Here is a 26725-nt window from a genome sequence, read left to right as displayed (position 1 = left end):
AGATATCTTCGGCTATGCTGTTCCAGCGAAGTATTCGGGCTTTTATGATGGTGTGTCTGTTGTTGTTATCTGCATTCCTGCAGGCGCAGACCATGCCCAAAACCCCGGGTACCGGCCTGCGGGGCAGTATTATAATGGCCGCAGCTTCGAGGAACTGGCGTACACGCGTACGGACCCCACCATCGACTTTGATTGGACCTACAGCTCGCCTGGTCCGGGTCAGCCTCCTCAGCGGTTCCGCTCGCCGGCACCGGGCGTATCGGGAGACGATTTTTCCATCCGCTGGACGGGGCACCTCTACGTTCCGGTTACGGGGCTCTACACCTTCCGTATTCTTTCCGATGACGGTATGCGGGTTTGGATAGGCGGCAAGCGCGTGCTGAGCTCCTGGCGTGACCAGCGCGTTACGGCCGTAACCACCCAGGTACAGCTCACGGGCGGGCGCTACTACCCAATAAGGGTAGAATACTACCAGGTACAATGGGATACCCGCGCGCTATTGACGTGGCAGCTACCGGCCTCATCGGAACCGGCCCAGCCTATTTCCCCCGAAAACCTGTATGCTGCGCTGCCATCTTCTGCTAAACCTATTCCGCGCGAAGCGGAGCGGCCCCGGCCAAAAACGCCACCGGTAGAATCGGTCAGCAGTGCCCCGTTGGCCCCAGCCAAAACCACGCCGGCGGTTGTGCGGGCCGTCCGGCCCCCGGTACGGCGCTCTGCCGTAGTGCGGCCCGCTCGTCGGGCACCGGTAGCTACCTTGCCGGAACCACCAGTGCCGGTAGCGGCGCCCGCCGACACACCTGCCGCCAGTGCCCTGCCCGATTTAAGCACCCTGACCAAAGGCACGGCCGTTACGCTGCCTAACCTGTATTTCACCCAGGGCAAAGCCACGCTCCTGCCCACTTCCCGGCCCATACTCAACCAGCTGGTGCGCACGTTGCGGGCGCAGCCGGCGCTGCGCCTGGAAATTGCGGGCCACACCGATAATGTGGGCAATGCGGAGCTGAACCGGCAGCTCTCGGAGCAGCGGGCGCGCAACGTGCGCCAATATCTGATGCAGCACGGTATAGATTCCGTGCGCCTCACGCCCCGGGGGTACGGCGGCACCCGCCCCGTGGCCGATAACCGGGACCCCAAACAGCGCCCCCGCAACCGCCGGGTAGAAGTAGTGGTGGAGTAAAAGCTGCGCGGGTTACCAGCCAACCGCGGGCTGGTTGTGCCGTAGGTTTTCTCGTAGAGAGAAAACAACCAACTATTCCCAGCGCTATGGCTACCAAGAAAACCACTGCATCCGTCAAGAAAGAAACTGCTCCCAAGCCCGTGGACCGCCCCACGGCCAAGGACATGAAAAAATCTGCCCAAAAGCTGCCATATCCGGCTAAGCAGGCCGATATGAAGCTGCAGCCCGGCATGAGTTTCAGCACCTACCGCGCCGCTGGCAAGCTGCGGGATAAGGTGGCCCTGGTAACCGGCGCCGACAGTGGCATTGGGCGGGCGGTGGCCGTGGCCTTTGCCATGGAAGGGGCCCATGTGGCAGTGCTCTACAACGAAAACATCCAGGACGCCGAGGAAACCAAGCGCCTGATAGAAGCCCAGGACCGCCAGTGCCTGCTGCTGCAGCTGGATGTGCGCGACCCGGAGCAGTGCCGGCAGGCCGTGCGCCGCACGCGCAAGGAGCTGGGCGGGCTGAATATTCTGGTGAATAACGCGGCTTTCCAGATGGCGCAGGAAAAATTCGAGGACATTCCCGAAGAGCAGATCCGCCGCACCTTCGATACCAACATTCTGGGGTATATCTGGATGGCGCAGGCCGCCGTGCCCCACCTGAAAGCCCCGGACTGCATCATCAATACCGGCAGCATAGTGGGCCTCACCGGCAACCCGCTGCTCATCGACTACACCGCCAGCAAATCGGCCATTCATGCCTTCACCAAGAGCCTGGCCACGCACCTGGGCGAGCGGGGTATTCGGGTGAACTGCGTGGTGCCCGGCCCGGTCTGGACGCCCAACATTCCCGCTACCATGCCCCTGGAGGAAGTAGAGAAATTTGGGTATGAAGTAGCCCTGAAGCGCCCCGGCCAGCCCGAGGAACTGGCGCCGGCCTACGTGCTGCTGGCTTCCGAAGATGGCTCTTTCATGACGGGCAGCCTGGTGCACGTAACCGGCGGTAAGCTCAGCAGTGACCAATAGCGCGTTTCGCAGTTATACTTTCCGGGCATTCTGCTGATTGTCCTAACCTCCGCCCAGGGTTGGTGTTTCTCTTATTGATTACGCTCCCGCAAACCCACCACTATGCTCTATCCCGAAGGCACCGTTCGCGCTCTGCTGCAAACCGACCTGGTAACGGAGGCCACCCGCACGGCGCTGCAGGCCCGGCTGGAAGCTACTGTCCACTATCAGCCGCAGTTTTTGGATACCGATGCGTACCGGCTGCTGCGCACAGTGGCGGCCCGGCTCCTGCCGCAGCCGGAGCGCCCCGCGCCCCTGGAGCTGGCCCCGGCCATTGATGCCCGCCTGGCCGAAGGCCGGTCTGATGGCTGGCGCTACGATGTGCTGCCGCCCGACCGGGAAGCCTATCGCATGGGCCTAGGGGGTATCAATCAAGCGGCGCAGGCGCAGTTTCAGCAGGATTTTTTAGCGTTGGATGCCGCGCATCAGGATGCGGTGCTGGAGCAGCTGGCGGCTGGCAAGGCGGCGGGCGAAAACTGGGAGCAGGTAAACCAGGGGCGGTTTTTTGAGGAGCTGCTGGCCGAGCTGACGGAAAACTACTACGCCCACCCGCTGGCCCAGGAGGAAATAGGTTACGTGGGCATGGCCGACGTACCCGGCTGGACGCGCATTGGCCTGAATGAGCTGGAACCCCGGGAGCCGGAGCAGCAGCCCTGACCCCGGACGCCGCTTACCACAACATCATTCAAATCAGACTAATCCGCAGTGCTATGCCCGATGAAGAAGTACTGGAAGAAGGGGTACTAAACCCGGTAAAGCCCGAAGTGCAGGACCCGTTGCTGAAAAGTATACTGGAGGAAGCGGCGGCCCCCACTGAACAGGAGCAGCCCCAGCCCCTGCCCGACCCGGCCGAGGAGGTGGATTGCGTGGTGATTGGGACCGGGGCGGGCGGCGCGCCCCTGCTGGCCCGCCTGGCCATGGCCGGGCTGAAAGTAGTGGCCCTGGAGGCCGGCCCCTGGCACAACCCGCAACGGGACTTTGCCACCGATGAAAAAGCCCAGGAGTTTCTGTTCTGGAACGATGAGCGCCTCTCCGCCGGTCAGGACCCGGTGGCCTTCGGCAAAAACAACTCCGGCACTGGCGTGGGCGGCTCCACCCTGCATTACACGGCCTACACCCCCCGCGCCCAGGACGACGACTTCCGCCTGCGCCGCGACTTTGGCGTGGGCGTAGACTGGCCCTTGGGCTACGAGGAGCTGGAGCCTTATTACGACGAGTTGGAGCAGTTTCTGGGCATATCCGGCCCAGAACATTACCCCTGGGGCAAGCCCCGGCGCCGGCCCTATCCGCTGGCGCCGCTGCCGCTGAACGGGGCCGCCCAGCTGATGGCAAGGGCCTGCGCGCAGCTGGGAATCCTGACCTCGCCGGCGGCCAATGCGGCGCTGTCGGGGCGCTACTACCAGGAAGGCGTGGGCTGGCGCGAGGCGTGTACCAACCGGGGTTTCTGCCAGGCTGGCTGCAGCACCGGCGCCAAAGCCAGCATGGACGTAACCTTTCTGCCCTTGGCGGCCGCGCACGGCGCCGATATTCGGCCCAATAGCTTTGTGACGGAGGTGGAACGGGACGATACGGGGCGCATCACGGGCGTAGTGTATCAGCAAAACGGCGTAACGCAACGGCAGAAATGTCGCCACCTGTTTCTGTGCGCGGGGGCCGTTGAAACCCCGCGCCTGCTGCTGCTGAATGAGCTGGCCCTGAGCAGCGGCCACGTGGGCCAGAACTTTATGGCCCATACCGGCCTGCAGGTGTGGGGCACCTTTGAGGAAGATATCCGGCCCTACAAAGGCATTCCCGGGGCTCTTATTTCCGAAGACACTCACCGGCCGGCCGGTGCCGATTTTGCGGGCGGCTACCTGCTGCAGAGCATTGGCGTGATGCCCGTGACCTTTGCCGGGCAGGTAGCGCGGCAGCGGAAGCTCTGGGGCGAGCCCCTGCGGCATTACCTGCGCCAGTACAACCACATTGCCGGCATTAACATGTTGGGCGACTGTTTGCCGCACCCCGCCAATTTTCTGGAGCTGGCCGAGGAGAAAGATGCCCGGGGCCTGCCCAAGCCGCGCATTCAATTTACCAACCAGGAAAACGAGATACGCATGACGCGCCACGCCGAAACCCTGATGCAGCAGATCTGGGCCGCGGCCGGCGCCCAGGACATCTGGTCGTTTCCGCGCAATGCCCACATCATTGGCACGGCCCGCATGGGCCTGAGCGGCGACGACGCGGTGGTGAACTCCGAGGGGCGGGCGTTTGATGTGCCTAACCTGTACATCTGCGACAACTCCGTGTTTCCCAGTGCCCTAAGCGTAAACCCGGCGCTTACCATTATGGCCCTCAGCCTGCGTACGGCCGATAAATTTTTGGAATCATTGAAATAACACCCGCAGGGGAAGGGTGATGCCCGCACCGGCATCGGATTCCTGCAGTTAACTTCCCCTTCTCACCATTCCTCTCATGGCTAAAACCTTCCTCACGCTTATCAAAGAAAAGTTTGGCAGCGGCAACTACGAAGGCGACCAGTACGGCGGCGCCGGCGGCAGCGACGGCAGCGGCCTGCCCACCGGCCTGGCCGGCAACTTCATGTTTGCCACCGGCATTGAGTGCAGCTACCCCACCATTGATAACGGCAAAACCCGCCGTGACCTGCTGGCCGAATGCTACCACTACGAACGGTACAAAGAAGACCTGGGGCTGGTGAAGGAAATGGGCCTGAAGGTGCTGCGCTACGGCCTGCCCTACTACAACATTCACAAAGGCCCGGGAAAGTACGACTGGACGTTTGCCGACCTGGCCATGGCCGAAATTCAGCGCCTGGGTATTACCCCCATTCTGGATCTGATGCACTTTGGCGTGCCCGACTGGCTGGGCAACTACCAGAACCCCGAGCTGCCGGTATACTTTGCCGAGTACTGTGGCGCCGTGGCCAAGCGCTACCCGTGGGTGCGCTACTACACGCCCATCAACGAAATTTATGTAACGGCCCGCATGAGCGCGCTGGACGGAGCCTGGAACGAGCAGCTGAAATCAGATAAAGCCTTTGTTACGGCCCTCAAGCACTTGGTGGCCGCCAGCATTATGGGCAACCAGCAGATTGCCATTCACCGCCCCGACTGCGTGATTGTGCAGAGCGAATCGGCGGAGTTTACGCACGAGCTGCGCGCTACCCGCACGCCCTCCATTCAGCTCAGCAACCGGCTCCGGTTTCTGGCGCTTGATCTGCTGTATGCCTTCCACCCCGATGCCGAGGTGATGAACTACCTCTACGACAACGGCATGACCCGCACCGAATACGACTGGTTTATGGCCGGCGAGCCACCCGGTTACCAGGTGATGGGTAACGACTACTACGGCCGCAATGAGCGGATTATTCTCCCCGATGGCACCCTGTGTACCAGCATGGATGTGCTGGGCTGGTACAACATCACCTACGAGTACTACCAGCGCTACCACAAACCCGTGATGCACACGGAAACCAATGTTTTTGATGCCAACGAAGCCCCGACCTGGCTCTGGAAGCAGTGGGTGAACATCCTGCAGATGCGCAAAGAAGGCGTGCCGGTGCTGGGCTTCACCTGGTATTCCCTCATCGACCAGGTGGACTGGGACAGCGGCCTGACCCGTAAAGCCGGCAGCCTGAATGCCTGCGGCCTTTTTGATCTGGACCGTAAGCCCCGGCCGGTAGCCGAGTCTTATAAAATGCTGCTGAAGGAGTATGGACAGATTACCATTGTGCCCCACGGCGAGATGTTTGAAGTAACCACCCAACCGGCCACCCTGAAAGTGGAGATATAGGATGAATAAGATGTAAGTAATTTTCAGTAACATGGTGGTAAAATCATATCTAACCACCTTGTTAGCTGTTATGACCCCTCTAACCCGAGCAAGAGTTACGCAGTACGCCTTTGGGCTGGCGCTGCTGGCCGGACTAGGCTCCTGCAGTCAGAAAACCATTTCAGGCACGGCCGTTACGACGGTTCCGGCCGCGCCTGCCGCTGTGGCCCAGCCGGCCGTAGCCTCCTTCCAGATTCCGGTGGAGTATTACACTCTGCCCAACGGCCTGAAGGTGGTGCTCTCCCCGGACCATACCGCGCCCACGGCCACCGTGGCGGCTTACTACAACGTGGGCTTCCGCAACGAGCCGCGCAACCGCACCGGCTACGCCCACCTGTTTGAGCACCTCATGTTTCAGGGCTCCCAGAACCTGGGCAAGATGGAGTTCATCAACCTGATCCAGAAAAACGGCGGTCTGCTCAACGGCTCTACCCGCTTCGATTTCACCAACTACTTTGAGGTAGTGCCCTCCCACAAGCTGGAAACCATTCTGTGGGCCGAAGCCGACCGGATGCGGGGCCTCGCCATTACGCAGGCCAGCCTGGCCAACCAGCAGGGCGTGGTGAAAAACGAGGTGCGCGTGAACGTACTCAACCAACCCTACGGCGGTTTTCCCTGGCTGGATATGCCCCAGAAAGCCAACCAGAACTGGAACAATGCCCACAACTTCTACGGCGACCTGAAGGACCTGGACGCGGCCACCCTGCCCGATGCCCAAGCATTCTTTAAAACCTACTATGCCCCCAACAACGCCGCCCTGGCCGTGGTAGGCGACTTTGAGCCCGCCGAAGCTAAGAAGTGGGTGGAGCAGTACTTCGCCAACATTCCCAGCGCCCCGCAGCCCCCCAAGCCCGACATTACCGAGCCCCGCCAGGAAAAGGAGCAGCGCTTTACCAAGGATGACAAGCTGGCCACCAAGCCCGCCCTGGCCTTTGCCTACCACATGCCCGACCGGAACACGCCGGAGTACTACGCCCTTATTCTGCTGGACCAGATTCTGCTGCAGGGCAAAGACAGCCGCCTCTACCAGGCCCTGGTGCAGAAGCGCGGCTATACCGATAACGTGAATGGCGGCATCAATTACCTCGGCAACGCCTTCAACTACTCTGGCCCTATGCTCTGGATGGGCGATTTAATCTATGATCAGTCGGTGAAGTCGGACTCCGTGGTGAGCGTGCTGGACCAGGAAATAAACCGCCTGGCCAAAGGCGGGATAGATCAGGCCACCCTGGACCTGGCCGTGGTAAAGCTGCGCTCCAACCTCTACGACCAGCTTTCCGGCTCCGATAACTTCGGTCGGGCCGATATGCTGGCCTCCTTTGCCCTCTTCGATAACAACCCTGCCCGCATTAACACGCTGGAGGCCGAGTTCCGGAAAGTGACGCCCGAAATCATGCAGCGCACCATTCAGGAATACCTGCGGCCCACCAATCGCACCTTGCTTATTGTGAATCCGTTAGCCAAAAGCTAGGGAGTCTGTAGCGCGAAGCTCCAGCTTCGCGCATCGTTGAACGAGTACCAGAAGCCTCGTTCATTCCCCACAACGATTCGCGAAGCTGGAGCTTCGTGCTACATCTCAAGTCCACTATTCAGATGAAAACCTTCTATTTCGGGCTACTCTGCGTGGCCCTGGTTACGGCGAGTACGCCGGCCGCACTGGCCCAGGCCAAACCCAAGGTAAAACCTGTTTTAATCGATAAAACGTCGGCCCAAACGACCCCCAGGGAAACCCCGCCGCCCGGCGGCACGCCCCGCGACTTTAAGCTGCCGGAAAAGGAAGAATTCACGCTTTCCAATGGGTTGAAAGCTACGCTGGTGCCCTACGGTGAAGTGCCCAAAGTAACCATGCTGGTTTCCATTCAGGCCGGCAACGTGCACGAGGAGGCTAACCAGGTAGGCGTGGCTGATTTGCTGGGCAAGCTGCTCAGCGAAGGCACTACCACACTTTCGGCCACGCAGCTGGCCGATAAAATTGCCCGCATGGGCGGCTCGCTGAATGTTTCGGTGGGCGGTGACCAAACCCAGCTGTGGGCCTCCTGCCTGAGCGAGTATGCCCCGGAGCTGGCCGCCGTGCTGGCCGATGTGGTGCAGCACCCGGCCCTGCCGGAAAGCGAGCTGCCCCGCATCAAGGCCGACTTTAAGCGCCAGATGAACCTGGCCCGGGCCCAGCCCGGCACCCAGGCCCGCCAGAAATTCTCCGCGGCCCTCTACGGCAAGCACCCCTACGGACGCCCCTTGCCCACCGATGCCGAGATTGACGCCCTCACCTTGGAGCAGGTGAAGGCCTTTTACCAAAGCCAGTATGGCGCGCAACGCACCTCCGTGTTTGTGGCAGGTAAGTTTGATAAAGCCGCCCTGCGCGATGCTATAACCAAGGCCTGGGTGAGCATGCCCCAGGGCCCGGCCCCGCATATTGAGGTAGCCAAAGCCCAGACCCGCCCCGATATCATGACCTTGGACCGTCCCGGCGCTCCGCAGTCCACCATCGTCATCGGCCTGCCTGTGGTGGACCCCTCGCACCCTGACTATACGAAGATGCGGGTGATGAACTCCCTGCTGGGCGGCTCCTTCGGCTCGCGCATCACACGCAACATCCGCGAGGACAAAGGCTACACCTACTCCCCCTATAGCTACCTGGAAACGCACTACCGTGCCGGCAACTGGAGCCAGAACGCCGATGTAACCACCCAGGAAACCGGCAACTCGCTCAAGGAAATCATGTATGAGATAGAGCGCCTGCAGAAAACCCCGCCTTCGGCCGAGGAGTTGAAAGGCATCCAGAACTATGAGTCGGGCTTGTTTGTGCTGCGCAACTCCACCCCGGCCGGCATCATCAGCCAGCTTAATACCCTGGAGCTGCACGGCCTGCCCGATTCTTACCTCACCGAGCAGGTAAAGAACATCAATGCTGTAACGCCCCAGCAGGTAAGCGAAACCGCCCGCAAATACGTGCGCCCCGAAGCCATGACGATTGTCGTGGTCGGCGACAAGAAAATCATCGACCCTCAGATTAAGAAGTTTCAGGCCTCCCGCAAGAAGGCGCTGTAACTAAAGCCAGAAGTCTAAAAAGCTAGAAAAGCTAGTTTCCCCCCTCAGCTGAGGAGGGGAACTAGCCTTCTAACTCTACCCTAAAAAGGTTACTCCGGGTATCTAGAGTAACCTTTTTTTTGCAACAGAAGCGTGTGCTCTGATTTCAAACCTGGCATCCATAAGTTGAAAATCATCTTCATAAAAGCTTGCAACGCTTCCGCGGCCGGGTGGCTCTTATGGTATAGAAACTAGTTGATGTTTTTAACGCTGTATAACGATGCGCACCTTTCTACCCAACCTCTGGCTAGCCGGATTTTTACTGCTGGTATCAGGCTGCCAGGGGCCTGAAGTATCTCCCGAAGTCATTTCCACGGACGCTCACGCGCTGGAACAGCAGTGGGTGTGGGATTCCTACCAGGGCGGTTTCGCGGGCCTGCCAGCTACCCCGGTATCCGGCCCCGCCATTGTGCAGGAGTTTGCGGCCGATGGCACGTTAACTCGCTACGAGGATGGCCGGGCAGTAGCGCGCACGCCGTATACCCGCACCCGGGAAACTTCCCAAATCTACCACGACCAGCGCGACATCATCCGGAACATGGATGGCATACCGGTCATTATTCTCAAGCTAACTGCTGATGAGCTGGTGGTGCAGGATGATGTGTGGGATGGTTTTACCAAGACCTACCACCGGAAGCAGCGCAGCAATAATCCATAAGCGCCGGGCTTTGGTATTCCATAACAAAACAGCCGACTTCCTCACGGAAGACCGGCTGTTTGCGTGCAGATAGGCGCGTGGTAAAATTATACAGTAACTGCCGCCGGCTGCCGATGCTCAGTGGGAAGCTCCAGACCTTGGGCAATAGCCATGCCCAAACGAATAGCGGCGCGGAACCAGATAATCCGGTGGCGGTAGCGGCTGCCGGGCAGAAAGCCGGCCCCGGTCTGGCGGAATAGCAGCCGGAAACTCCGAACTTAACCGCAAATATCCGCCTATGAAATCCTGGCTTCTCGTGACGCTGTTCGCTTCGCTCACCACGCTCACCACCTGCCGCACCGCGCTGCCCACCGATACCTACGAAGCCTACCCCACCTACTCCGGGCCCGACCTGGGCCTGACCTTTGTGCAGGGCCACGCCCGGCTGCGGGTGTGGGCGCCAACGGCCGAGAAGCTGCAGCTGAAACTCTATGCCGAGGGCACCGGTGGCACCCCGGTAGCCGAGTACGCCATGCAGAAGTCCATGGGTGGTACTTGGGTGTATGCCCTGCCGGCGCAGCCCGCCGGCCGTTTCTACGTGGTGCAGGCCACCATTAAAGGCCGGCAGATGGCCGAAACGCCCGACCCCTACGTGCACGCCGTGGGCCTGAACGGGCAGCGCGGCGCCCTGCTGGACCCCGCCACCGTGCGCCCCCTGGAGTGGGAAGATGATGTGCGCCCCAAGCTTCGGCAGGCCACCGATATTATTATTGGCGAGCTGCACGTGCGCGACCTGTCCATGCAGCCCCAGTCGGGCATTCAGCACAAGGGCAAGTTTCTGGGGGTAGCTGAAATTGGCACCCGGGGCCCCGAGGGCGTGAAAACCGGCCTCGACCACCTCTCCGAGCTGGGCATTACCCACGTGCACCTGCTGCCCACCAACGACTATGCCTCCATTGATGAAAGCCAGCTGCAGGAAAACCGCTACAACTGGGGCTATGATCCGCTGAATTACTCCGTGCCCGAGGGCTCCTATGCCACCGACCCCGCCGACCCGGCCGTGCGCATCCTGGAAATGAAACAGATGGTGCAGCGCTTGCACCGCCGCGGCCTGCGCCTGGTGCTGGATGTGGTATATAACCACACCGCCAATGCCGCCCGCAGCTCCTTTGAGCAGCTGGTGCCCGGCTATTACTACCGCCATAACGCCGATGGCTCTCTATCTGACGCCGCGGCCTGCGGCAATGAAGTGGCCTCCGAGCGGCCCATGGTGCGCAAGCTAATTGTAGAGTCCGTTGCGTATTGGGCGCGGGAATATCACGTAGATGGCTTCCGGTTTGATCTGATGGGTATTCTCGATATCCGGACCATGCGGGCCGTGCGCACGGCTTTGGACGAAACCGACCACTCCATCTTTGTGTATGGCGAAGGCTGGACGGCCGGCGCCAGCCCGCTGCCGGAAGCTCAGCGGGCCGTGAAAGCCAACGTGCTAAAAATGGACCGCATAGCTGCCTTCGGCGACGAGCTGCGCGACGGGGTGAAGGGCCATTATGCCCGCCAGACCGAGCCCGGCTTTGCCAGCGGCCAGCCCGGCCTGGAAGAAAGCGTGAAGTTTGGCATTGTGGCCGCTACCCAGCACCCACAGCTCGACTATAGTAAGGTAAACTACTCTAAAACCCCCTGGGCCACCACGCCCGCGCAGGCCATCAACTACGTAGCCTGCCACGACGACCGGGTGCTCTGGGATAAGCTCACGGTAGCCAACCCCGGCGCCTCCGAAGCCGAGCTGATTCGCATGGACCTGCTCAGTAACACCATTGTATTTACCTCACAAGGCGTACCGTTTCTGCCCGTGGGGGATGAGTTTCTGCGCACCAAAGGCGGCTCGCACAACTCCTATAACCTGCCCGATAACGTGAACCAGCTGGACTGGGCCCGCAAGGCAAAATACCAGGAAGTTTTCCGGTTTTATCAGCAGCTGATTGCCCTGCGCAAAGCACACCCCGCCTTCCGCCTGCCTACTCAGGAGCTCATTCAGCAGCATCTGGAATTCCTGCCCGGCCTGCCCGCCACCACCATCGGCTACCGCCTGCTGCACCACGCCGGCGGCGACGAGTGGAATACCATTGTGGTGCTGTTTAACGGCAGCCGCCAACCGGCCAACCTGCCGTTGCCCGGCGGCCGCTACTCCGTAGTGCTGGCCGGTGACCAGATCAATCCACAGGGAATCAGCAAGCTGGAATCAACCGCCGCCGAAATGAAGGTGGAAGTGCCGGCTTCCTCGGCTATGATTTTGGTACAGCCCTAGCCGAAAGTGCCGGCTTTATTTCCACTCTGCTAATCCAGGGCCCGGTCCCGGAACAGCACGTAGCCGATGTGGGCAAATACCCCAAAGCGGTGGTTCTTTTCATCGTAAGTGATGAATTGCAGCGAGGCCGGACCGACGGGCGTTTGGTAGGTAAAGCCCGTCATGGCCGTGAAATAGGGGCGGGAAATGGTGTTCTGGCGTTTAGCCAGCAGGGAGTTTTCCGGGTCGCGGCCCCAGGGGCGTACCAGCACGTGGGCATACACGGAGGTGCGCCACTCCAGCGGCCCGGCCACGCCCTGCACAAAGTGCAGGCCCCCGGCGGCGTAGGCCGTACCCCGGTAGCGGTCCAGGAACAGCGTGCGGGAGTCGGGGAGGGGCAGGAAGGCGGGAGAGGCCGTAAGTGAGGAGCGGTAAGTGGCAAAGCGGCCCTGGGTACTGGCTACCAGGTCGGTAGTGAAGCCCCAGGCGCTGGTGCGCACCCCCACGGTATCGGCCTTGTTCAGGGTGAAAAACTGCTCAATGAAGGCGTTGGCCCGCAGCCACTGGTGGTTTTTGTCCCGGCCTTCCATATCGGGGGCGGCGGTACTGCCCGGAATATAGGTTTCAATGGCTTTCACGGCCCGGAAGCCAAACTCTACCCGGCGGCCCAGGGTAGCATACTGGCGGCGGTTCTGGGAGTTGCGCTCAAACTTTACGGCGGCCGTCACCCCACTGATGCGGCTGACATCCAGCGTGGCATTGGAGCTCAGCTCATCGGTATTGGCAAACCGGTCGCGGGTGGTGAAGGCGCCGCCCGTAATAATGTAGCGGCTGCGGTAGTTGGGGCTGAGGCCAATCTGCACGGTGGTGGCCAGGTCCCGCTGCTGAATCTGGGTGGTTTCGGTGTTAGTGCCCAGCAGGCCGCCGGTATCCTGGTAGTTGAAGTTATTGAAGGTAACTTGTGGCTGCACATACACCGGAAACCGGCCCGGCAGACTCACCCGGAAAGCGCCGTGCGCGCCGTTGTAAAACCGCCCCACGGTAGCGTTGACCGATGCCGTGTAGAGGAAGCGGTTGAGGTAGCGGAAAGAGCCGCCCAGGTAAAAGTTGCTCATGGAGCGGGTGGAAAGCAGCACGCCCAGGTCGGCGGTGAGGTTGTTGTTCTGCCGCGCATCCACCGTCAGCACGTAGCCTTTCTTCTCCTTATCGTACATCACCCGCGGGTACACATTGGAAAAGAAGTCGTTATCCACCAGCGTGAAGTAGCCTTCTTCTATATCCGAGGGGGTGTAGTTGGTGCCAGTGCGCCGGAAGAACCGCCGTACAAAGGCCTGCTGCTCCTTGGGCAGGCCCTGCACATTCACCTGCTTAAAATCGGGGGGGGGGCGCGGTCCTGGAAGGCACGGCGGCGCTGCTGCAAAGCCAGCGTATCCTCGCGGCGCGGAATGCGGCGCAGCATCAGGGCCAGCTTGGCCTGGGCGGCCGTTTCGCCCAGGTTCACCAGCTTCTTGGCCCGGTTGAAGTCGCCGGCGCCGTAGCCTTCCAGATCAGGCTGAATGAAAATGCCATTTTTCCCCACGGATAGCGTGTCGGCCACATTCGAGCCCAGGAACAGGAGGGTGCTAGTGAGCAGTTGGTCGTCCTTTCCCTTGGGGTACTTGCTAAACGCCACGTCGCCCACGTTCACCCCAATCATGATATCGGGCTTGAACTCGTCCGTCATGACGCTGGTGGGGAAGTTATCCACCACGGCCCCATCAAACAGGTAGCGGCCATCGGGCTGGCGAATGGGCCGGAAGGCCAGCGGAAAGGCCATGGAATTGCGCACGGCATCGGCCAGGGAGCCGCTGCGCTGCACCACGCGCTGCCGCGTAAATACCTCGGAGGCCACGGCCCGGTAAGGCACCAGCAGCTTGTTGAAGTCGTAGTCGGAAATGGCGCCGGCCGGGGCCAGCATGGTGGCCAGCTGGTAGTTCAGCGTGGCATCATTAATGAGGCGGGGCGTAACGCGGGTTTTAAACTTCCGGTCGATGGACAGGCCTAGGTGCAGCGCTGCCGGGTCAGAATCGGTTTCAAAATAGTTATACACCTTACCTGTGAGCGGCCGGCCCGCTACCCAGTCCTGAAATTCCTGGCTGAGCACAATCTTCTCAATTTCCGCCGGCGAGTAGCCAGCCGAATATAGCGCGCCTACAATGGCGCCCATGCTGGTGCCTACAATGTAATCGATGGGAATGCGGTTTTTCTCCAGCACTTTCAGTACGCCTACATGGGCCAGCCCCTTGGCGCCGCCGCCACTCAAAACCAGGCCTACCTTTTGGGCATCTACGGGCAGTGTGCTGAGCAACCACAGGAGCAGCCCCAGCCAGAAGTAATTTTTTCGCATAGTTGAACGGTGTACCGAGTGCCCCGGCAAGGGGCGCGTTTCCTACGCAGGTGGGAGTGGGGAGTTGTGGAAATATAGCTTTACGCTGATTTTAAGGCGAGGCCTCTGCCTGCTACCACTTCCGGAATATGACATACACGGCCGCAATCAGCAACAGAAAGCCCACTACGTGGTTCCAGCCCAGCTTATCAGTCCGAAAAACATACACAGCGCACAGCGTAAACACCGTGAGGGAAATCACCTCCTGAATCACTTTCAGCTGAAACAGATTGAAGGGCCCGCCATTCTCTTCAAAGCCGATGCGGTTGGCCGGCACCTGAAACATATACTCAAAGAAAGCCAGCCCCCAGCTCACCAGTATCACGCCCAGTAACCCCAGTTTGCTGAACCACGGCAGCTTTTTAAACTGCAGGTGTCCGTACCAGGCAAAGGTCATGAACAGGTTGGAAACGGAGAGCAGCAGCAGCGTAAAAAGGGCTTTCATGGAAACGAGTTATAAAATATCAGGCAAAGCTGGGTTTGTGGTCAGAAACAAGCTTGGCTGGGAGTAAGTAACTTGCTCAAGACATGGCATTTTCATCCCACTCTTCTGCTTCCCGGCCGGCCGCCTCGCCGCCCAGCCCACTTGATCCGGGCATTGGCGTCAATTTTGGCCGGCCCACCCGGCGGGCCATCAACCACGATGGGAGCTTCAACGTGCGCCGCCGCAGCAGCAGCAGCCACGTGCACGATCTGTATCAGGAGTTGATTACCATGGCCTGGGGGCCGTTTCTACTCCTGTTGCTGAGCACCCTTACGCTGGTAAACGTGCTGTTTGCGGGTGGCTACCTGTGGTTGGGCCTCCAACACCTGAACGGCACGTCCGAGTTGTTGCATATTCCGCCGTTCCTGCAAGCCTTCTTTTTCAGCATACAAACCTTCACTACGGTTGGTTATGGGAATGTTTCCCCCAACAGCATCGGTACGGGCTTGCTGGCCAGCGCCGAGGCCATGACTGGCCTGCTAATGGCGGCCCTGGCTACTGGTCTGCTCTATGGACGGTTCTCACGGCCCCGGGCAGGTATTTTATTTAGCCGTACGGCCCTTATTTCGCGCCGGGCCAATGGCACACCCAACCTGCAGTTTCGGGTGGCCAACCGCCACCGCAGCACCCTGGTTGATCTGCGGGCGCAGGTCCTGCTGCAGTTTACCGATGCCGCTGGCAACCGCACCTATCAAAACTTGACGCTGGAGCGGGACTCCGTCTATTTCTTTCCGCTGAACTGGACCGTAGTCCACGACATTACGCCTGAAAGCCCTCTGCATAACCTCGCGGCCGCCGATTTAGCCAGCCGAAACGCCGAAATCCTTATTCTGCTCAGAGGCTATGATGACACCTTTGCGCAGGATGTGCACGCGCGCAATTCCTACCGCTTTGATGAGCTGGAGTGGAACCGCCGCTATGTGCGGGCTTATGACATTGAAGAAGATGGGATGGTAGTGCTGGACCTGGACCGCCTCCACGAAACGGAAGCCATCAGCCAGGAGTAATAACCGCTGTAGCAATACCGCTATAGGTTATTACTCCTGATTGAAGATCAATCCGTGTGGCCCGGGGCGTTGGCTTGGGGTGCTACCTGCAACTCCTCGCTTTCCCGGGCCAGGCGCTTCTTCTCCGTTTCCGAAGCCACGGTAAGCTTGCTCAGGTCGGGCTGGCCGGCATCTACCCAGCAGGTGTACCAGAAGGCGCCCACCATGCGCACGGCCAGGCGCATTTGCCGTTCCACCTGCCCGTTCAGGCGCTGGTGGTATTCGCGGCTGAACTCGCGGGAGTAAGCGCGCACGGTCTGGTTGCCGCGCTGCTCAAAGGTGTACTTCTTGTCCTCCGGGAATTTGGTGGTTACTTCCCGCTCAAACCGCAGCACAGAGTCTACGGCCGCGTTGGAGCGGGTAACAATACCCCAGATAGTGGGCACCGGCCGCTCGATATAGGGCGCCGGACCGGTGAAAAAATCGTAGCCGCTGGCCAGCAGCTCCGGCAGGCGACTTTCCCACAAGCCATGAATGCCGCGCTGGCCCGTGAGCTGGCCGTTGTAGTTGTGGGTGGTATGCAGGGGCACGCAGGCATCGGCCACGTAATGACCCATATCGGCCGAAACGGCCAGAATCCGGTCGGCGTCGCGCTGGCGGAAGGCTTCCGTGAGGCGGTTTTTCATCACGATGACGTGCCAGGGCACAATGCCGTGCCGTTGCAGGGTGTCCTCACCGTAGCGGGCCACAGCATCGGTGTAGTTGCGCGGCATTTTGTAGGCGGCGCTGTCGCCGTACACATCCAGGTCAATAAAGTGGCGCGGGGCCTCGCCGGCCACTACGGTGCGGCGGGAGTCGGGGCGGGTGGCGTTTTCCGTCAGGTAGTCGATGTTGGCTTTGTAAAAGCCAATCATGCCGGGCGGCAGCGTGTAAACCGCCAGGCGGTTGATGGTGCGGTGCCCAAAAAAGCCCCAGGCCCGGGGGTGGTGGGGCAGCAGCACCAACACGATGCCGACAAGGGCAACAAATACACGCTTCATACAAGAAAGACAGGCAAAAGGACAAGAAAGGTACTCCGCCTTTTTGGCTTGGACAAACGCCAACCGGCGGGTAGCTTATTTATGTGCCCTTTTATCATTAAAGCCCCGGCCGCTCATAGAATAGTTCTATTAAGCAACCGGGACTCTGGCGGTATTGTTGCGGCCTAGCGCCGGCCCTGGCCCGCGAATTTCATGCGGTAGTCGGCATTCACGTCGCCCTTGCTGATACGGGCCAGCTTGCCACGCAACAGCTGCTTTTTCAGGCCGGTTACGTAGTCTGTGAACAGCACGCCTTCCAGATGGTCGTACTCGTGCTGAATCACGCGGGCCGTCATGCCGGAGAAGGTTTCCTCGTGCAGCTGGCGGTTTTCGTCCTCGTAGCGCAGCACAATGGTTTCGTGGCGATACACCATTTCGCGTACGCCGGGAATGCTCAGGCAGCCTTCCTCAAAGCCCCACTCCTCGCCGGTTTCGCTTACCATCACGGGATTGATGAAAGCCCGCTTAATGCCCTGCTCGGCGTTGGGCGCTGGCTCGCCGGTTTCCTCGTCCTCATCATCTACCATGGGGGCAGAATCGATGACGAACAGGCGGATGCTTTTGCCAATTTGCGGGGCGGCCAGGCCTACGCCGTGCGCGTAGTACATGGTGTCGTACATATCACCAATGAGCTTTTTAAGCTCTTCAGCGGAGAAATCAGCGGGTATGTCTTTGGCGCGGGCTTTTAAAACCGGGTCGCCGAAAGCAACGATGGGATAAATCATCGGGATTCAAGAAAGGATTGCAGAATAATGGTGGCGCTGACGCGGTCCACGGTGGCTTTGTCGCGCCGGTCTTTTTTGGAGAGGCCGCCCGCCAGCATAGCCGCGTGGGCCATGCGGGAGGTAAACCGCTCGTCTATCTCATGTACCGGCACCTGCGGAAATTCCCGGCGCAGGCTGCGCACCATGCCTACTACGGCGCTGGTGGCATCGGTGGCTTCGTTGAGCAGCGTGCGGGGCATGCCAATCACCAGGGCCGAGAGCGGCTCCCGCTGATGGTAGGCTTTGAGGTAAGTCAGCAAATCCTTGCTGTGCACCGTCTCCAGCGGGGTAGCAATCATTTGCAGCGGGTCCGTAACGGCCAGCCCCACGCGCTTGTTGCCGTAGTCAATAGCAAGAATGCGGCCCATGGACGGTGAAATTAGCTGGCAACACAAGGGCTTCAAACCGAAGCCAACGCACAAAGATACGACGCCGGCCGCAACCCGTTCCACCTAATTGCCAGACCCGTTGCGGTGCTTCGTAAAGATATAGGCCTACTGGATTTCTTTCCATAATTATACCCCGCCCGCTCATTAGGTAACGAGCTGAGGCCCGGTAACCGGTTGAATAGCTGGGAATATCAGGTAAAAAGGCTGGATTATTTAAGTTAATTAAATAATTACTTGGATCATGGGGGTAAAATAATTCAATAGTCTTCCGCAGATACAATTTCGCGGAAATGTTTTACTAGATTTGGTAAATACCGCTTTTGAGTTCTCTGGTACCGCATGGCTAAAACCTCTACTCCTGACTATGTACGCGCCGCAGCGCCGGTATCTGCGGGACGTTCGGGCTGGCAGCGGTGGCGGCAGCCAGCGCTGCTGAGCCTGGCGTTGGGCTGCGGTATTCTGCTGGGCGCCAATCGGTTTCAGCCCTCGCAGCAAAACCCCGAAGGAACGGTACGCGGCTACCTCAAGTTCAAGGAAATCCTGAGCTATGTAGACCGTGACTATGTAGACTCCGTGGATGTGGAGGCGCTGTCTGACTACGCCATTGCCCGCATGCTGGAGCGCCTGGATCCACACACTACCTTTATTCCGGCCCGGGACCAGGCCAAAACCGCCGCCTTTCTGCAGAGCGACTACGACGGTATTGGCGTAGAATTTAACGTGTTTCGGGACACCGTTACGGTGGTAGCACCGCTCAGCGGCGGCCCCGCCGAGCAGGCTGGCCTCCAGCCCGGCGACCGGATCCTGGCGGTGAACAACCAGCCCGTTGCCGGCCGCCACATTACCATGGAGCAGATGTTTGAACGCCTGCGCGGGCCGCGCGGCAGTGCCGTGCAGCTGCAGGTGCAGCGCCGCGCCCAGGTGCGGCCGTTGTCGTTCAGCATTGTGCGCAACCGTATTCCGAATACTTCCGTGGATGTGGCGTATCTGGTAGATAACCAAACCGGTTACATTAAGGTAAGCCGCTTTGCCAGCGGTACTTACGATGAGTTTAAGCAGGCCCTCGACGACCTGCGCCGCCAGGGCATGGAGCGCCTGGTGCTGGATTTGCGCGGCAACCCCGGCGGCTACCTGGACCGCGCCACTAAGCTGGCCGATGAGTTTATTGCCGGCACCCGCAAAATTGTGTACACCGATGGCAAAGGCGACCAGTACGACACCCAAACGTATTCCCGCATTGCCGGCGAGTTTGAGCAGGGCCCGCTGGTAGTGCTCATTGATGAAGGCAGCGCCTCGGCCGCTGAAGTGGTAGCCGGTGCCCTGCAGGACCACGACCGCGCCCTGTTGGTAGGCCGCCGCACTTTTGGCAAAGGCCTGGTGCAGCAACCCATTGCCCTGAACGATGGCTCCGAGTTGCGTCTCACCATTGCCCGCTACTACACACCCTCGGGCCGCTGCATTCAAAAATCCTACGCCCACGGCACGGCCGCCTATGCCCAGGACCTGCGCGAGCGGCAGCGGCGGGGCGAGTTCCTGCACGCCGACAGCATTCATTTCTCCGACTCCCTGCGCTACCGCACTGGTCGGGGGCGGCGGGTGTACGGGGGCGGGGGCATCATGCCCGATGTTTTTGTACCCCGCGACACTACTGTTTTCTCCGGCTATTACAGCCGGCTGCAGGGGCTGAATCTGATTCGCGAATACGCCCTCAACTTCTACCAGGGGCACAAAGCTGAGCTGGACGACCTGCGCTTCGAGCAATTTAATGCCACCTTCCGCGTTAGTGATATTCAGCTGCGCGCCCTGGCCGAACGGGCCCGGAAGGAAGGCGTAGCCGTGGATGAAGATGCCCTGCGGAACTCCTCTGCCCTGCTGCGTTGCCAGATTAAGGCGCACATAGCCCGGAGCGCCTACGGTAAAACGGCCTTCTACACGGTGCTGAATGAGCAGGATGCGGAGTTTCAGCAGGCCCTGCACGCCGTGGAAGACGGCCGCGCTCTGCTGGCGCAGGGAATATCAATGGAATAACGGCCGGCTCTGCTGGCGTTTCTGACGGACTCGTCGGGCATCGGCCCGGCGGGTCCGTATTCTTTTTAGCAGAGTTGGGCCGGGCGCGGCCCGAGGCATTTTTTGTACCTTACCGCTCCGGTTTCCACCCTTACCCACCCATCTCCCCATGGCTTATTATCACCGTCTTGGTCAGATTCCGCATAAGCGCCACACGCAGTTCCGCCAGCCCGACGGCACGCTCTACCACGAGCAGCTGGTAGGAACCCTGGGCTTCAGCGGCGTGTCCTCGCTGCTGTACCACATCCACCCGCCCACCCAGATTAAGGCCGTGGGCGAGCCGGTGCCGTACTCACCCCAACTGCTGAAAGACCGCGCCCTGCAGCCCAGTCACCTGCGCACGCTCAGCCAGACCACCACCGGCGGCGACTACCTGCAGGCCCGCCAAATGCTGATTGGCAACGCCGATGTGATGATGAGCATCTGCAACCCCACGGAGCGGCGCATGCAGTATTATTACAAAAATGCCCTGGCTGATGAAGTGGTTTTTGTGCACGAAGGCAGCGGGGAACTGTGGAGCCAGCTGGGCAAAGTCTCCTTCAGCCCCGGCGACTACGTGGTAATTCCGCGCACTATTATCCATCAGTTTCATTTTGACGAAGGCCCGGTGCGGCTGCTTATTATTGAGTCGTTCAGCCCCGTGGAAACCTGCCGCCGCTACCGCAACCACTTTGGGCAGCTACTGGAGCACTCACCGTACTGCGAGCGGGATATGCGCCCGCCCACGGAGCTGGTGCTGGAAAAAGAGCCCGGCAACTACCTGGTGCAGGTGAAGAAAGAAGGTTTCCTGCATCAGCTGACGTATGCGCACTCCCCGTTTGATGTGGTGGGCTGGGACGGATTTTTCTTCCCCTACGCTTTCAGTATTCATGATTTTGAGCCGATAACCGGCCGCATTCACCAGCCGCCACCCGTGCACCAGACGTTTGAGGCGCACAATTTTGTCATCTGCTCGTTTGTGCCGCGCTTGTTCGACTACCATCCCCTGAGCATTCCCGCGCCCTACAACCACTCCAACGTGGACTCCGATGAGGTGCTGTACTACGTGGCCGGCAACTTCATGTCGCGCAAGGGGGTAGATCTGGCCTCGTTTACGGTGCACCCCAGCGGCCTGCCGCATGGCCCGCACCCGGGCACCGTGGAGGCCAGCCTCGGCAAGAAAGAAACCCATGAGCTGGCCGTAATGGTGGACACGTTCCGCCCGCTGTACCTCACGGAAACCGCTCTGCAGTACCTGGACGAGAAATACCCCATGAGCTGGAATCCCGATTTTGTGCACGAAGCGCCCCGCGCCGCCGATATGATGGACTAAGCCAAGGTTGGTCTGATTTCTGCTAAGAAAATGCCCGGAACCGGCCCTTTTGGCCAACCACCGCCCATATGGTTTCCGTATGGGCGGTTGTCTTTTACTTATGCTTCATGAAAAAAATCCTGCTTTTCGCCCCCCTCGTTCTGCTCTTGGCCACCGTAGCTTGTAAGAAAGTAGACCAGCTGCTGACCTTCTATATTGAAGACTCGCAGAATATTCAGATTTCCAGCGCCTTTCCGCTGGGCCAGTTTGTGCCGCTCTCGCCCGTTTCGGTCACTACCAAATCGGAAGAAACCTTCAAAAACAACAAAACCCAGGCTGATCTGGTGAAGAACGTGAGTCTGGATAAGCTCACCCTCACCATCACCGACCCCAACTCCCAGAACTTCGACTTCCTGAAGCGCATCGAAATTTCCATCAGCGCCAAGGACCTGCCCGAAATCAAGCTGGCTTCCCTGGACCAGGTGCCTACCGGCGTAAAGTCCATTCAGCTAGTTTCCTCCGGTGCCAAGCTGGATAACTATATCAAAGCCGAAAGCTATACCCTGACCACCAAAGCCGAGATTCAGAAGCCCATTTCCCAGGATATTACGGTGCGCTCTGACTCCCGCTTTAAAGTAACGGCCGACCCGCTGTAAGAAAGGTTGAGTGTTGACTGGGGCGTGTCATTGCGAGCCAAGCGAAGCAATCCGCCCTTTTAAATGTGCTAATCCCAAATAAAACAGAAAGCCCTTGACGTGTGGTACGTCAAGGGCTTTCTGGTAAAAGGAAGTGTCTGGCTTGTAGAGGACGGATTGCTTCGCTTGGCTCGCAATGACACGCCCCAGTCAACACTCAGCTCTTCTCTCTACCTATTCCGGCCGTATTGCTCGTGGCTGCTTACCCAATCAGAAGATGATATGGCGGCACCCAGGCTTAGCTCGCCGGCCAGCACTACGCCGGCTACTATTTCGGCAAACTTGTTCACGGTGCCGCGCCCCACGCAGCCCAGCATGCGCAGGCACTCGTTCTGGGTGGCCAGCCCCGTGCCGCCGCCGTGGGTAGCCACAATCAGGGAAGGAATGGTGATGCTGATATATAAATCTCCCTCGGGCGTTACCTCCGAATACAGAATGCCCGCCGAGGATTCTGACACGTTGGCCACGTCCTGCCCGGTGGCAATAAACATGGCCGTAATGCCATTGGCAGAGTGCGCGCCGTTATTGTTGGCACCAGAGAGAAAGGCGCCCACGTTGCTTACCTGGCCGTGGTAGGCCAGCTGCTCGGGGGTTACGCGCATGCGCTGCTGCAGAATGTCGCGCTTAATCACGCACTCAGCCACTACGCGCTTGCCGCGGGTGCGCATCACGTTAATCTGGGACGCTTTTTTGTCGGTGGCGAAGTTCGATTCCAGGTAGAAGTGCCGGATGGGGGCGCCTTTGTAGTGGTCCAGAATCCAGGAGCAGGCGGCAAAGGTGGCCCGGCCCACCATGTTCTGGCCCGCCGCGTCGCCGGTGCTGAAGTTGAAGCGCAGGAAGGCAAACTTGTTGGAGAGGTACGTATCAATGTACTGCAGCTTGGCCACGCGGGAGGTGCTTTCGGCTTCGGGCCGAATCTGGTCGATGTTTTCCTCTACCCAGCGGCCAAAGTCCCGGGCGCCGCGGGCATCATCAAACACAAACACCGGCGCCCGCTGCATAGCGTCGCCGATGACGGTACATTTGGCGCCGCCGCACAGATTCAGGAGTTGAATGCCGCGGTTATAGCTGGCTACCAGGGTGCCCTCGGTGGTGGCCAGGGGAATCAGGAAGTCGCCCTGGGCATGCTCGCCGTTCACGCGCAGGGGCCCGGCCAGGCCCACTGGAATCTGGGCCACGCCCGTGAAATGCTCGCAGTTGCCCTGCAGGTCATGGGCATCAAAGGAGTAGTGCTTCAGGTGCTTAAACTCTTCCCCGGTGAATTCCTCGGCAAAGCGCTGCCGGGCCTGAATGGCGGCGTCGGAATAGTCATCGTCGCTCTGGCGCGGAATGCGGGTACGGTTATCGGGCTGGTTGATGATGGCGTCTTCCACTTCCACTTGCAGCGGTCCAAAAGGGTCGGCGGAAAACTGCACCTGCACGGCGTGCATTCCCTCGGGCAGGGGGGCAGTTTCCAGCAGAAATTCCATAGAATGCCCCACTGGAAACTCAATGCTCAGACCATCAGGGCCTAAACCCTTGGCGGGGCAAAGATTGCCATTGCCCAGATCCAGCGTAATCTGCTCCGGCAGCACTTTTGTGTCGCCAATCTGCACGTGGTCGATGCCGGTGAGATGCACCGTGTCAAGCCGGTTTTTGATGCTGAAAGCCACGCCGGTAGGTGTGTTATGCAGGCTGCCGCGGGTGTACAGCAGCTTCAGCAGCATGGGACTGGGAGTAAAGAGCATAGCCGAAAAATGAGCCTGAGTAGGAAGATTCGGCGTTTAAAGTGCGAATTTTTTGGGAGAAAGGGCCGGCATTTTCTAAGTAAGTAGGAAGCCGCTGACTGGGTAATCAGTTATGCTTACGCTTTGTCTTAGGAGTGGCCACAGTCTCCTGACTGAAGTTGATGGGAAGCGTGAAATTTACGGGTACCGGCTGGCCCGCCTGCCGCCCCGGCACGAACTGCCCCTCCAGTAAGCCAACCAGGCGCAATGCTTCCCTATCCAGTGCCGGATGTAAGCTCTTAGCTATTCGGGGGTTGATGATTTTGCCCTGGGCATCAATGGTGAATAGCACGAACACGCGGCCTTCTATATTCCCAGCCTCGACAGGCCAGCGCCGGTTTTCCTGGATAAATTTTTGCAGCTGCGCGGTGCCGCCGATAAACGAGGGCATCTGCTCAACATAAATTCCTAATACCATTGGAGGATGCGTGGCGTCCGGCTGCTGTGAATCAGCAAACGGAGCTGAAAGGGGATTGGTAGCAGCCTTGTTGTTTGGCGGAGCATATTTTACCTGCGCTATAGCTTCCCCAGCTGACAAGCCCATGGCATATATCAGCACCAAGGCCACCAGAAATTGCCTGAGCTTGGGCCGCAGGCGTGGCAGAGGTGCCAGTTGAGAGGCGTCGAATCGCCCACATACTCTACTATTGGTTGCCATCCGCAAGGCCGTTTCCAACTCGGCCTGCCGGGCCTGGGTAAAGTCCAGCACTACCCGGTTGCACTTGCGGCAATGATGCCCCTTTTCCGTTGAAGTCATCTGCTGCCAGTTTTCGTGGCAGGTTTTAAGGCGCACATTCAGAATAGGTAAGTCCAGCATACATAGCAGAATAATAAATATAGCAGCAGAATGCCCTGCCCCTGGAATATATTGGTTTCCAAGGACAGGGCACGTAACAAGCGGCCAAAACAAGCCGGCTATTCGAAATACTCCTTACCGTTGGTGTCAATATAGCCTACGCGGCCATCCGGAGTTTCTACCCGGGCCACGCCGCCCACAAATGGCTCGGCGGCGCTGTATTTGGGCTTTACCAGCAGGTGCCCATCCGCGTCCAGATAGCCTAATAAGCCCGCCTGCTGCACAATGGGAAAGATATAGTCGTTGGCAGCAGTGGCTTTAATCGACTCGTAGCTAACCGGCAGTACTACCTTGCCTTTGCGGTTGATAGCGCCCCACTGCTGGCCCTGCCGCACAAATAACAGGCCCCGGTAATCTTCCAGTATCTCGTCGTAGATGGTGGGGACCGTAGCGCTGCCCACCGTAAAGCGGAAGCCCAACTTACCGGCTTTCCGCACAATATCGCCCAGCGAAAGGTATTCTACCTCCGGGGCAGGCGTTTCGGAAGCGGGCAGGCGTTTGCCGGCCACATCAATCTCAAAGGTTTCGCCGTGCAGCTCTACGGTAGCGCGGCCCCGCGTGAAATTGGACGCTTTGGTGAAGTGCGTGGGCGTAACGGCATAGCCGCTACCATCAATATAGCCATAAAGACCCGCTACGCGCACCCAGGCCAGCTCATCTACAAACGGGCCGGCCTCATCGTAGCGCAAAGGTAGTACCAAACGCCGGTTCCGGTCGGCGTAGCCCCATTTTTCGCCCTGGCGGTAGGGTATCAGCTCTCCGCCCACCCATTCTCCGGCAGGAGTAAAGGCCATGGTTACAATACCCAGGAAGAAGCAGAGGACCCAATTCTTCATACCACGCAGAAACCGGAAGTTGATCAGAATCACAAAGATAGTATGTGCAGCCAAACCACCAGCAGAAAGCCGGGGTTCCTTTTAGCACTATTTTACTACGTGTCTCTTCATAAAGCAGCCCGGTGGATTGTACTGGAGCCGGATAGCTTGGTGCAAAAGGCGACTGCACGTGCCGCTACAGCTCCTGAAACGGGCGTGGTTTACCTCAGCCGGTAGCTGCCGGCGGCGTCGATGAGGACGGGGGGCAACTGGTGATGCTGCTCGAAATAAGTATAGAAAGGGGCCAGGGTTTTCCAGAACGCATAATGTGGGCTGGCCCAGCGGGCATCCAGGTCGGTGGTGTTAAGGGCAAAGGGGAAGATGTGCACCGGAATATCCTGCTGGCCGGCCGCGCGCGCCTCTACCGCCCGCACGTAAAGCTCTTCTACGCAGGCATTCGTAATGGGCAGGCAGCCCACCGTCACATTGGAGCCATGGATGAAAATGTCGCCGCCGGGTGTTGGCTCATGGAGGGCCAGGTCGGCGGCGTTTGGGTAATCCAGCCCCAGGGAAAGGTGGTAAAGGCTGTTGGGATTGAAGCGGTTGATACGGTAGCAGCCTTCGGGCACCTGGCCGTCGCCGGCACGGCGCTTAGGGCCCAGTGTGCCGGAAGTGCCCGCCAGCGCGTATTGGCGGAAAAGCTGGAACGGCTCCGGACCCTGGTTGCGGGCCCATACCTCTACCCGTTTGCCTATTTTAAACACGCGCACATACACTTCCAGCTCAGTAGGATTCAGGCGCCGGCGGCGCAGCTCTGCCTGCAAGCCGGGCCACCGGTTGGCGTAGGCGGCCCGCACCCGGGGAAAGGTCTGCTGCTCGGTTCGAAAGAAAGAATTGCCGAGGAACAGGCCAGACAGCGCAAGCAGCACCAGCAGGAGCAGGGCGGGCATACAGAACCAGGAAAAAGTGAGGATGATGCGCTAACGCCCCGGGCTTTGCGCCAAGTATAGGCCGGGGCAAATATAACGGTGCCGCTAGGC

General features: G+C 59.5%; 23 protein-coding genes. 13 read left to right on the top strand and 10 right to left on the bottom strand.

Translation table 11 applies throughout. The annotated features are described in order from the left end of the window. Window positions 1-52 precede the first annotated feature (52 nt). From PK28_RS18735 to pulA, 9 genes are all read left to right on the top strand, one after another. Window positions 53-1180, top strand: a complete 1128-nt coding sequence (locus PK28_RS18735) for a PA14 domain-containing protein (protein ID WP_048825386.1) — start codon at window positions 53-55, stop codon at window positions 1178-1180. A 164-nt stretch (window positions 1181-1344) separates the two neighbouring features. Further along, window positions 1345-2190, top strand: coding sequence for an SDR family oxidoreductase (locus PK28_RS00865; RefSeq protein WP_410471235.1), 846 nt, complete (start codon window positions 1345-1347; stop codon window positions 2188-2190). 102 nt (window positions 2191-2292) lie between these two features. Further along, window positions 2293-2886, top strand: a complete 594-nt coding sequence (locus tag PK28_RS00860; protein ID WP_044510471.1) for a gluconate 2-dehydrogenase subunit 3 family protein — start codon at window positions 2293-2295, stop codon at window positions 2884-2886. A gap of 53 nt (window positions 2887-2939) precedes the next feature. Continuing rightward, window positions 2940-4604 carry a GMC family oxidoreductase gene (locus PK28_RS00855; RefSeq protein WP_082016890.1) on the top strand — a complete coding sequence of 555 codons (1665 nt, stop codon included), beginning with the start codon at window positions 2940-2942 and terminating at the stop codon, window positions 4602-4604. 76 nt (window positions 4605-4680) lie between these two features. Then, window positions 4681-6018, top strand: a complete 1338-nt coding sequence (locus tag PK28_RS00850) for a family 1 glycosylhydrolase (RefSeq protein WP_044510469.1) — start codon at window positions 4681-4683, stop codon at window positions 6016-6018. Between the two features lie 70 nt (window positions 6019-6088). Then, a complete protein-coding gene (locus PK28_RS00845; RefSeq protein ID WP_082016889.1) occupies window positions 6089-7528 on the top strand; it encodes a M16 family metallopeptidase in 1440 nt (479 codons plus the stop codon). Window positions 7529-7650: 122 nt separating this feature from the next. Then, a complete protein-coding gene (locus tag PK28_RS00840) occupies window positions 7651-9105 on the top strand; it encodes a M16 family metallopeptidase (protein ID WP_052430502.1) in 1455 nt (484 codons plus the stop codon). A gap of 259 nt (window positions 9106-9364) precedes the next feature. Beyond that, window positions 9365-9802, top strand: coding sequence for a hypothetical protein (locus tag PK28_RS00835; RefSeq protein ID WP_044510467.1), 438 nt, complete (start codon window positions 9365-9367; stop codon window positions 9800-9802). Window positions 9803-10079: 277 nt separating this feature from the next. Beyond that, window positions 10080-12089, top strand: a complete 2010-nt coding sequence (pulA, locus tag PK28_RS00830; protein ID WP_044510465.1) for a type I pullulanase — start codon at window positions 10080-10082, stop codon at window positions 12087-12089. A 29-nt stretch (window positions 12090-12118) separates the two neighbouring features. Here the strand turns inward: pulA and PK28_RS00825 are convergent, their stop codons facing one another. From PK28_RS00825 to PK28_RS00815, 3 genes are all read right to left on the bottom strand, one after another. Further along, window positions 12119-13432 carry a BamA/TamA family outer membrane protein gene (locus PK28_RS00825; RefSeq protein ID WP_197070445.1) on the bottom strand — a complete coding sequence of 438 codons (1314 nt, stop codon included), beginning with the start codon at window positions 13430-13432 and terminating at the stop codon, window positions 12119-12121. Continuing rightward, a complete protein-coding gene (locus PK28_RS00820; protein WP_044510460.1) occupies window positions 13429-14454 on the bottom strand; it encodes a patatin-like phospholipase family protein in 1026 nt (341 codons plus the stop codon). Before PK28_RS00820 ends, PK28_RS00825 begins: the two co-directional genes overlap by 4 nt. A 112-nt stretch (window positions 14455-14566) precedes the next feature. Further along, window positions 14567-14938 carry a DMT family protein gene (locus PK28_RS00815; RefSeq protein WP_044510458.1) on the bottom strand — a complete coding sequence of 124 codons (372 nt, stop codon included), beginning with the start codon at window positions 14936-14938 and terminating at the stop codon, window positions 14567-14569. Between the two features lie 83 nt (window positions 14939-15021). Between PK28_RS00815 and PK28_RS00810 the strand changes: the two genes are divergently transcribed. Further along, the gene (locus tag PK28_RS00810) at window positions 15022-15984 is read left to right on the top strand and encodes an ion channel (protein WP_048825384.1); all 963 of its coding nucleotides are present in this window, start codon (window positions 15022-15024) and stop codon (window positions 15982-15984) included. A gap of 47 nt (window positions 15985-16031) precedes the next feature. Here PK28_RS00810 and PK28_RS00805 read toward each other — a convergent pair whose 3' ends face one another. The 3 genes from PK28_RS00805 to ruvX form a co-directional block, all read right to left on the bottom strand. Continuing rightward, window positions 16032-17003: a zinc dependent phospholipase C family protein gene (locus PK28_RS00805; protein ID WP_044510456.1), complete on the bottom strand. Its 972-nt coding sequence runs from the start codon at window positions 17001-17003 to the stop codon at window positions 16032-16034. Between the two features lie 164 nt (window positions 17004-17167). Then, window positions 17168-17767, bottom strand: coding sequence for a peptide deformylase (gene def, locus PK28_RS00800; RefSeq protein WP_044510454.1), 600 nt, complete (start codon window positions 17765-17767; stop codon window positions 17168-17170). Beyond that, window positions 17764-18174: a Holliday junction resolvase RuvX gene (gene ruvX / locus PK28_RS00795; RefSeq protein WP_044510452.1), complete on the bottom strand. Its 411-nt coding sequence runs from the start codon at window positions 18172-18174 to the stop codon at window positions 17764-17766. Before ruvX ends, def begins: the two co-directional genes overlap by 4 nt. Window positions 18175-18534: 360 nt before the next feature. Between ruvX and PK28_RS00790 the strand changes: the two genes are divergently transcribed. The 3 genes from PK28_RS00790 to PK28_RS00780 all read left to right on the top strand — a co-directional run bounded on the left by PK28_RS00790 (window position 18535) and on the right by PK28_RS00780 (window position 22209). Continuing rightward, on the top strand, window positions 18535-20223 hold the full coding sequence (locus tag PK28_RS00790; RefSeq protein ID WP_044510448.1) for a S41 family peptidase: 1689 nt from the start codon (window positions 18535-18537) through the stop codon (window positions 20221-20223). A 148-nt stretch (window positions 20224-20371) separates the two neighbouring features. Further along, a complete protein-coding gene (locus PK28_RS00785; protein WP_044510445.1) occupies window positions 20372-21574 on the top strand; it encodes a homogentisate 1,2-dioxygenase in 1203 nt (400 codons plus the stop codon). 107 nt (window positions 21575-21681) lie between these two features. After that, a complete protein-coding gene (locus PK28_RS00780; RefSeq protein WP_044510443.1) occupies window positions 21682-22209 on the top strand; it encodes a hypothetical protein in 528 nt (175 codons plus the stop codon). Window positions 22210-22418: 209 nt separating this feature from the next. Here PK28_RS00780 and PK28_RS00775 read toward each other — a convergent pair whose 3' ends face one another. The 4 genes from PK28_RS00775 to PK28_RS00760 form a co-directional block, all read right to left on the bottom strand. Next, complete coding sequence (locus tag PK28_RS00775; RefSeq protein WP_044510441.1) at window positions 22419-23975, bottom strand: hydroxymethylglutaryl-CoA reductase; 1557 nt, start codon at window positions 23973-23975, stop codon at window positions 22419-22421. Between the two features lie 106 nt (window positions 23976-24081). Next, window positions 24082-24807 carry a TonB family protein gene (locus PK28_RS18730; protein WP_197070444.1) on the bottom strand — a complete coding sequence of 242 codons (726 nt, stop codon included), beginning with the start codon at window positions 24805-24807 and terminating at the stop codon, window positions 24082-24084. Between the two features lie 122 nt (window positions 24808-24929). Continuing rightward, complete coding sequence (locus PK28_RS00765; RefSeq protein WP_044510439.1) at window positions 24930-25760, bottom strand: WG repeat-containing protein; 831 nt, start codon at window positions 25758-25760, stop codon at window positions 24930-24932. Between the two features lie 146 nt (window positions 25761-25906). Next, window positions 25907-26635: a L,D-transpeptidase family protein gene (locus PK28_RS00760; protein ID WP_044510437.1), complete on the bottom strand. Its 729-nt coding sequence runs from the start codon at window positions 26633-26635 to the stop codon at window positions 25907-25909. Between the last annotated feature and the right edge of the window lie 90 nt (window positions 26636-26725).

The organism is Hymenobacter sp. DG25B (assembly GCF_000801315.1).
Lineage (GTDB): Bacteria > Bacteroidota > Bacteroidia > Cytophagales > Hymenobacteraceae > Hymenobacter.
The sequence above is the reverse complement of the archived record's forward strand: the minus strand, read 5'-3'. Positions and strand labels throughout refer to the sequence as shown.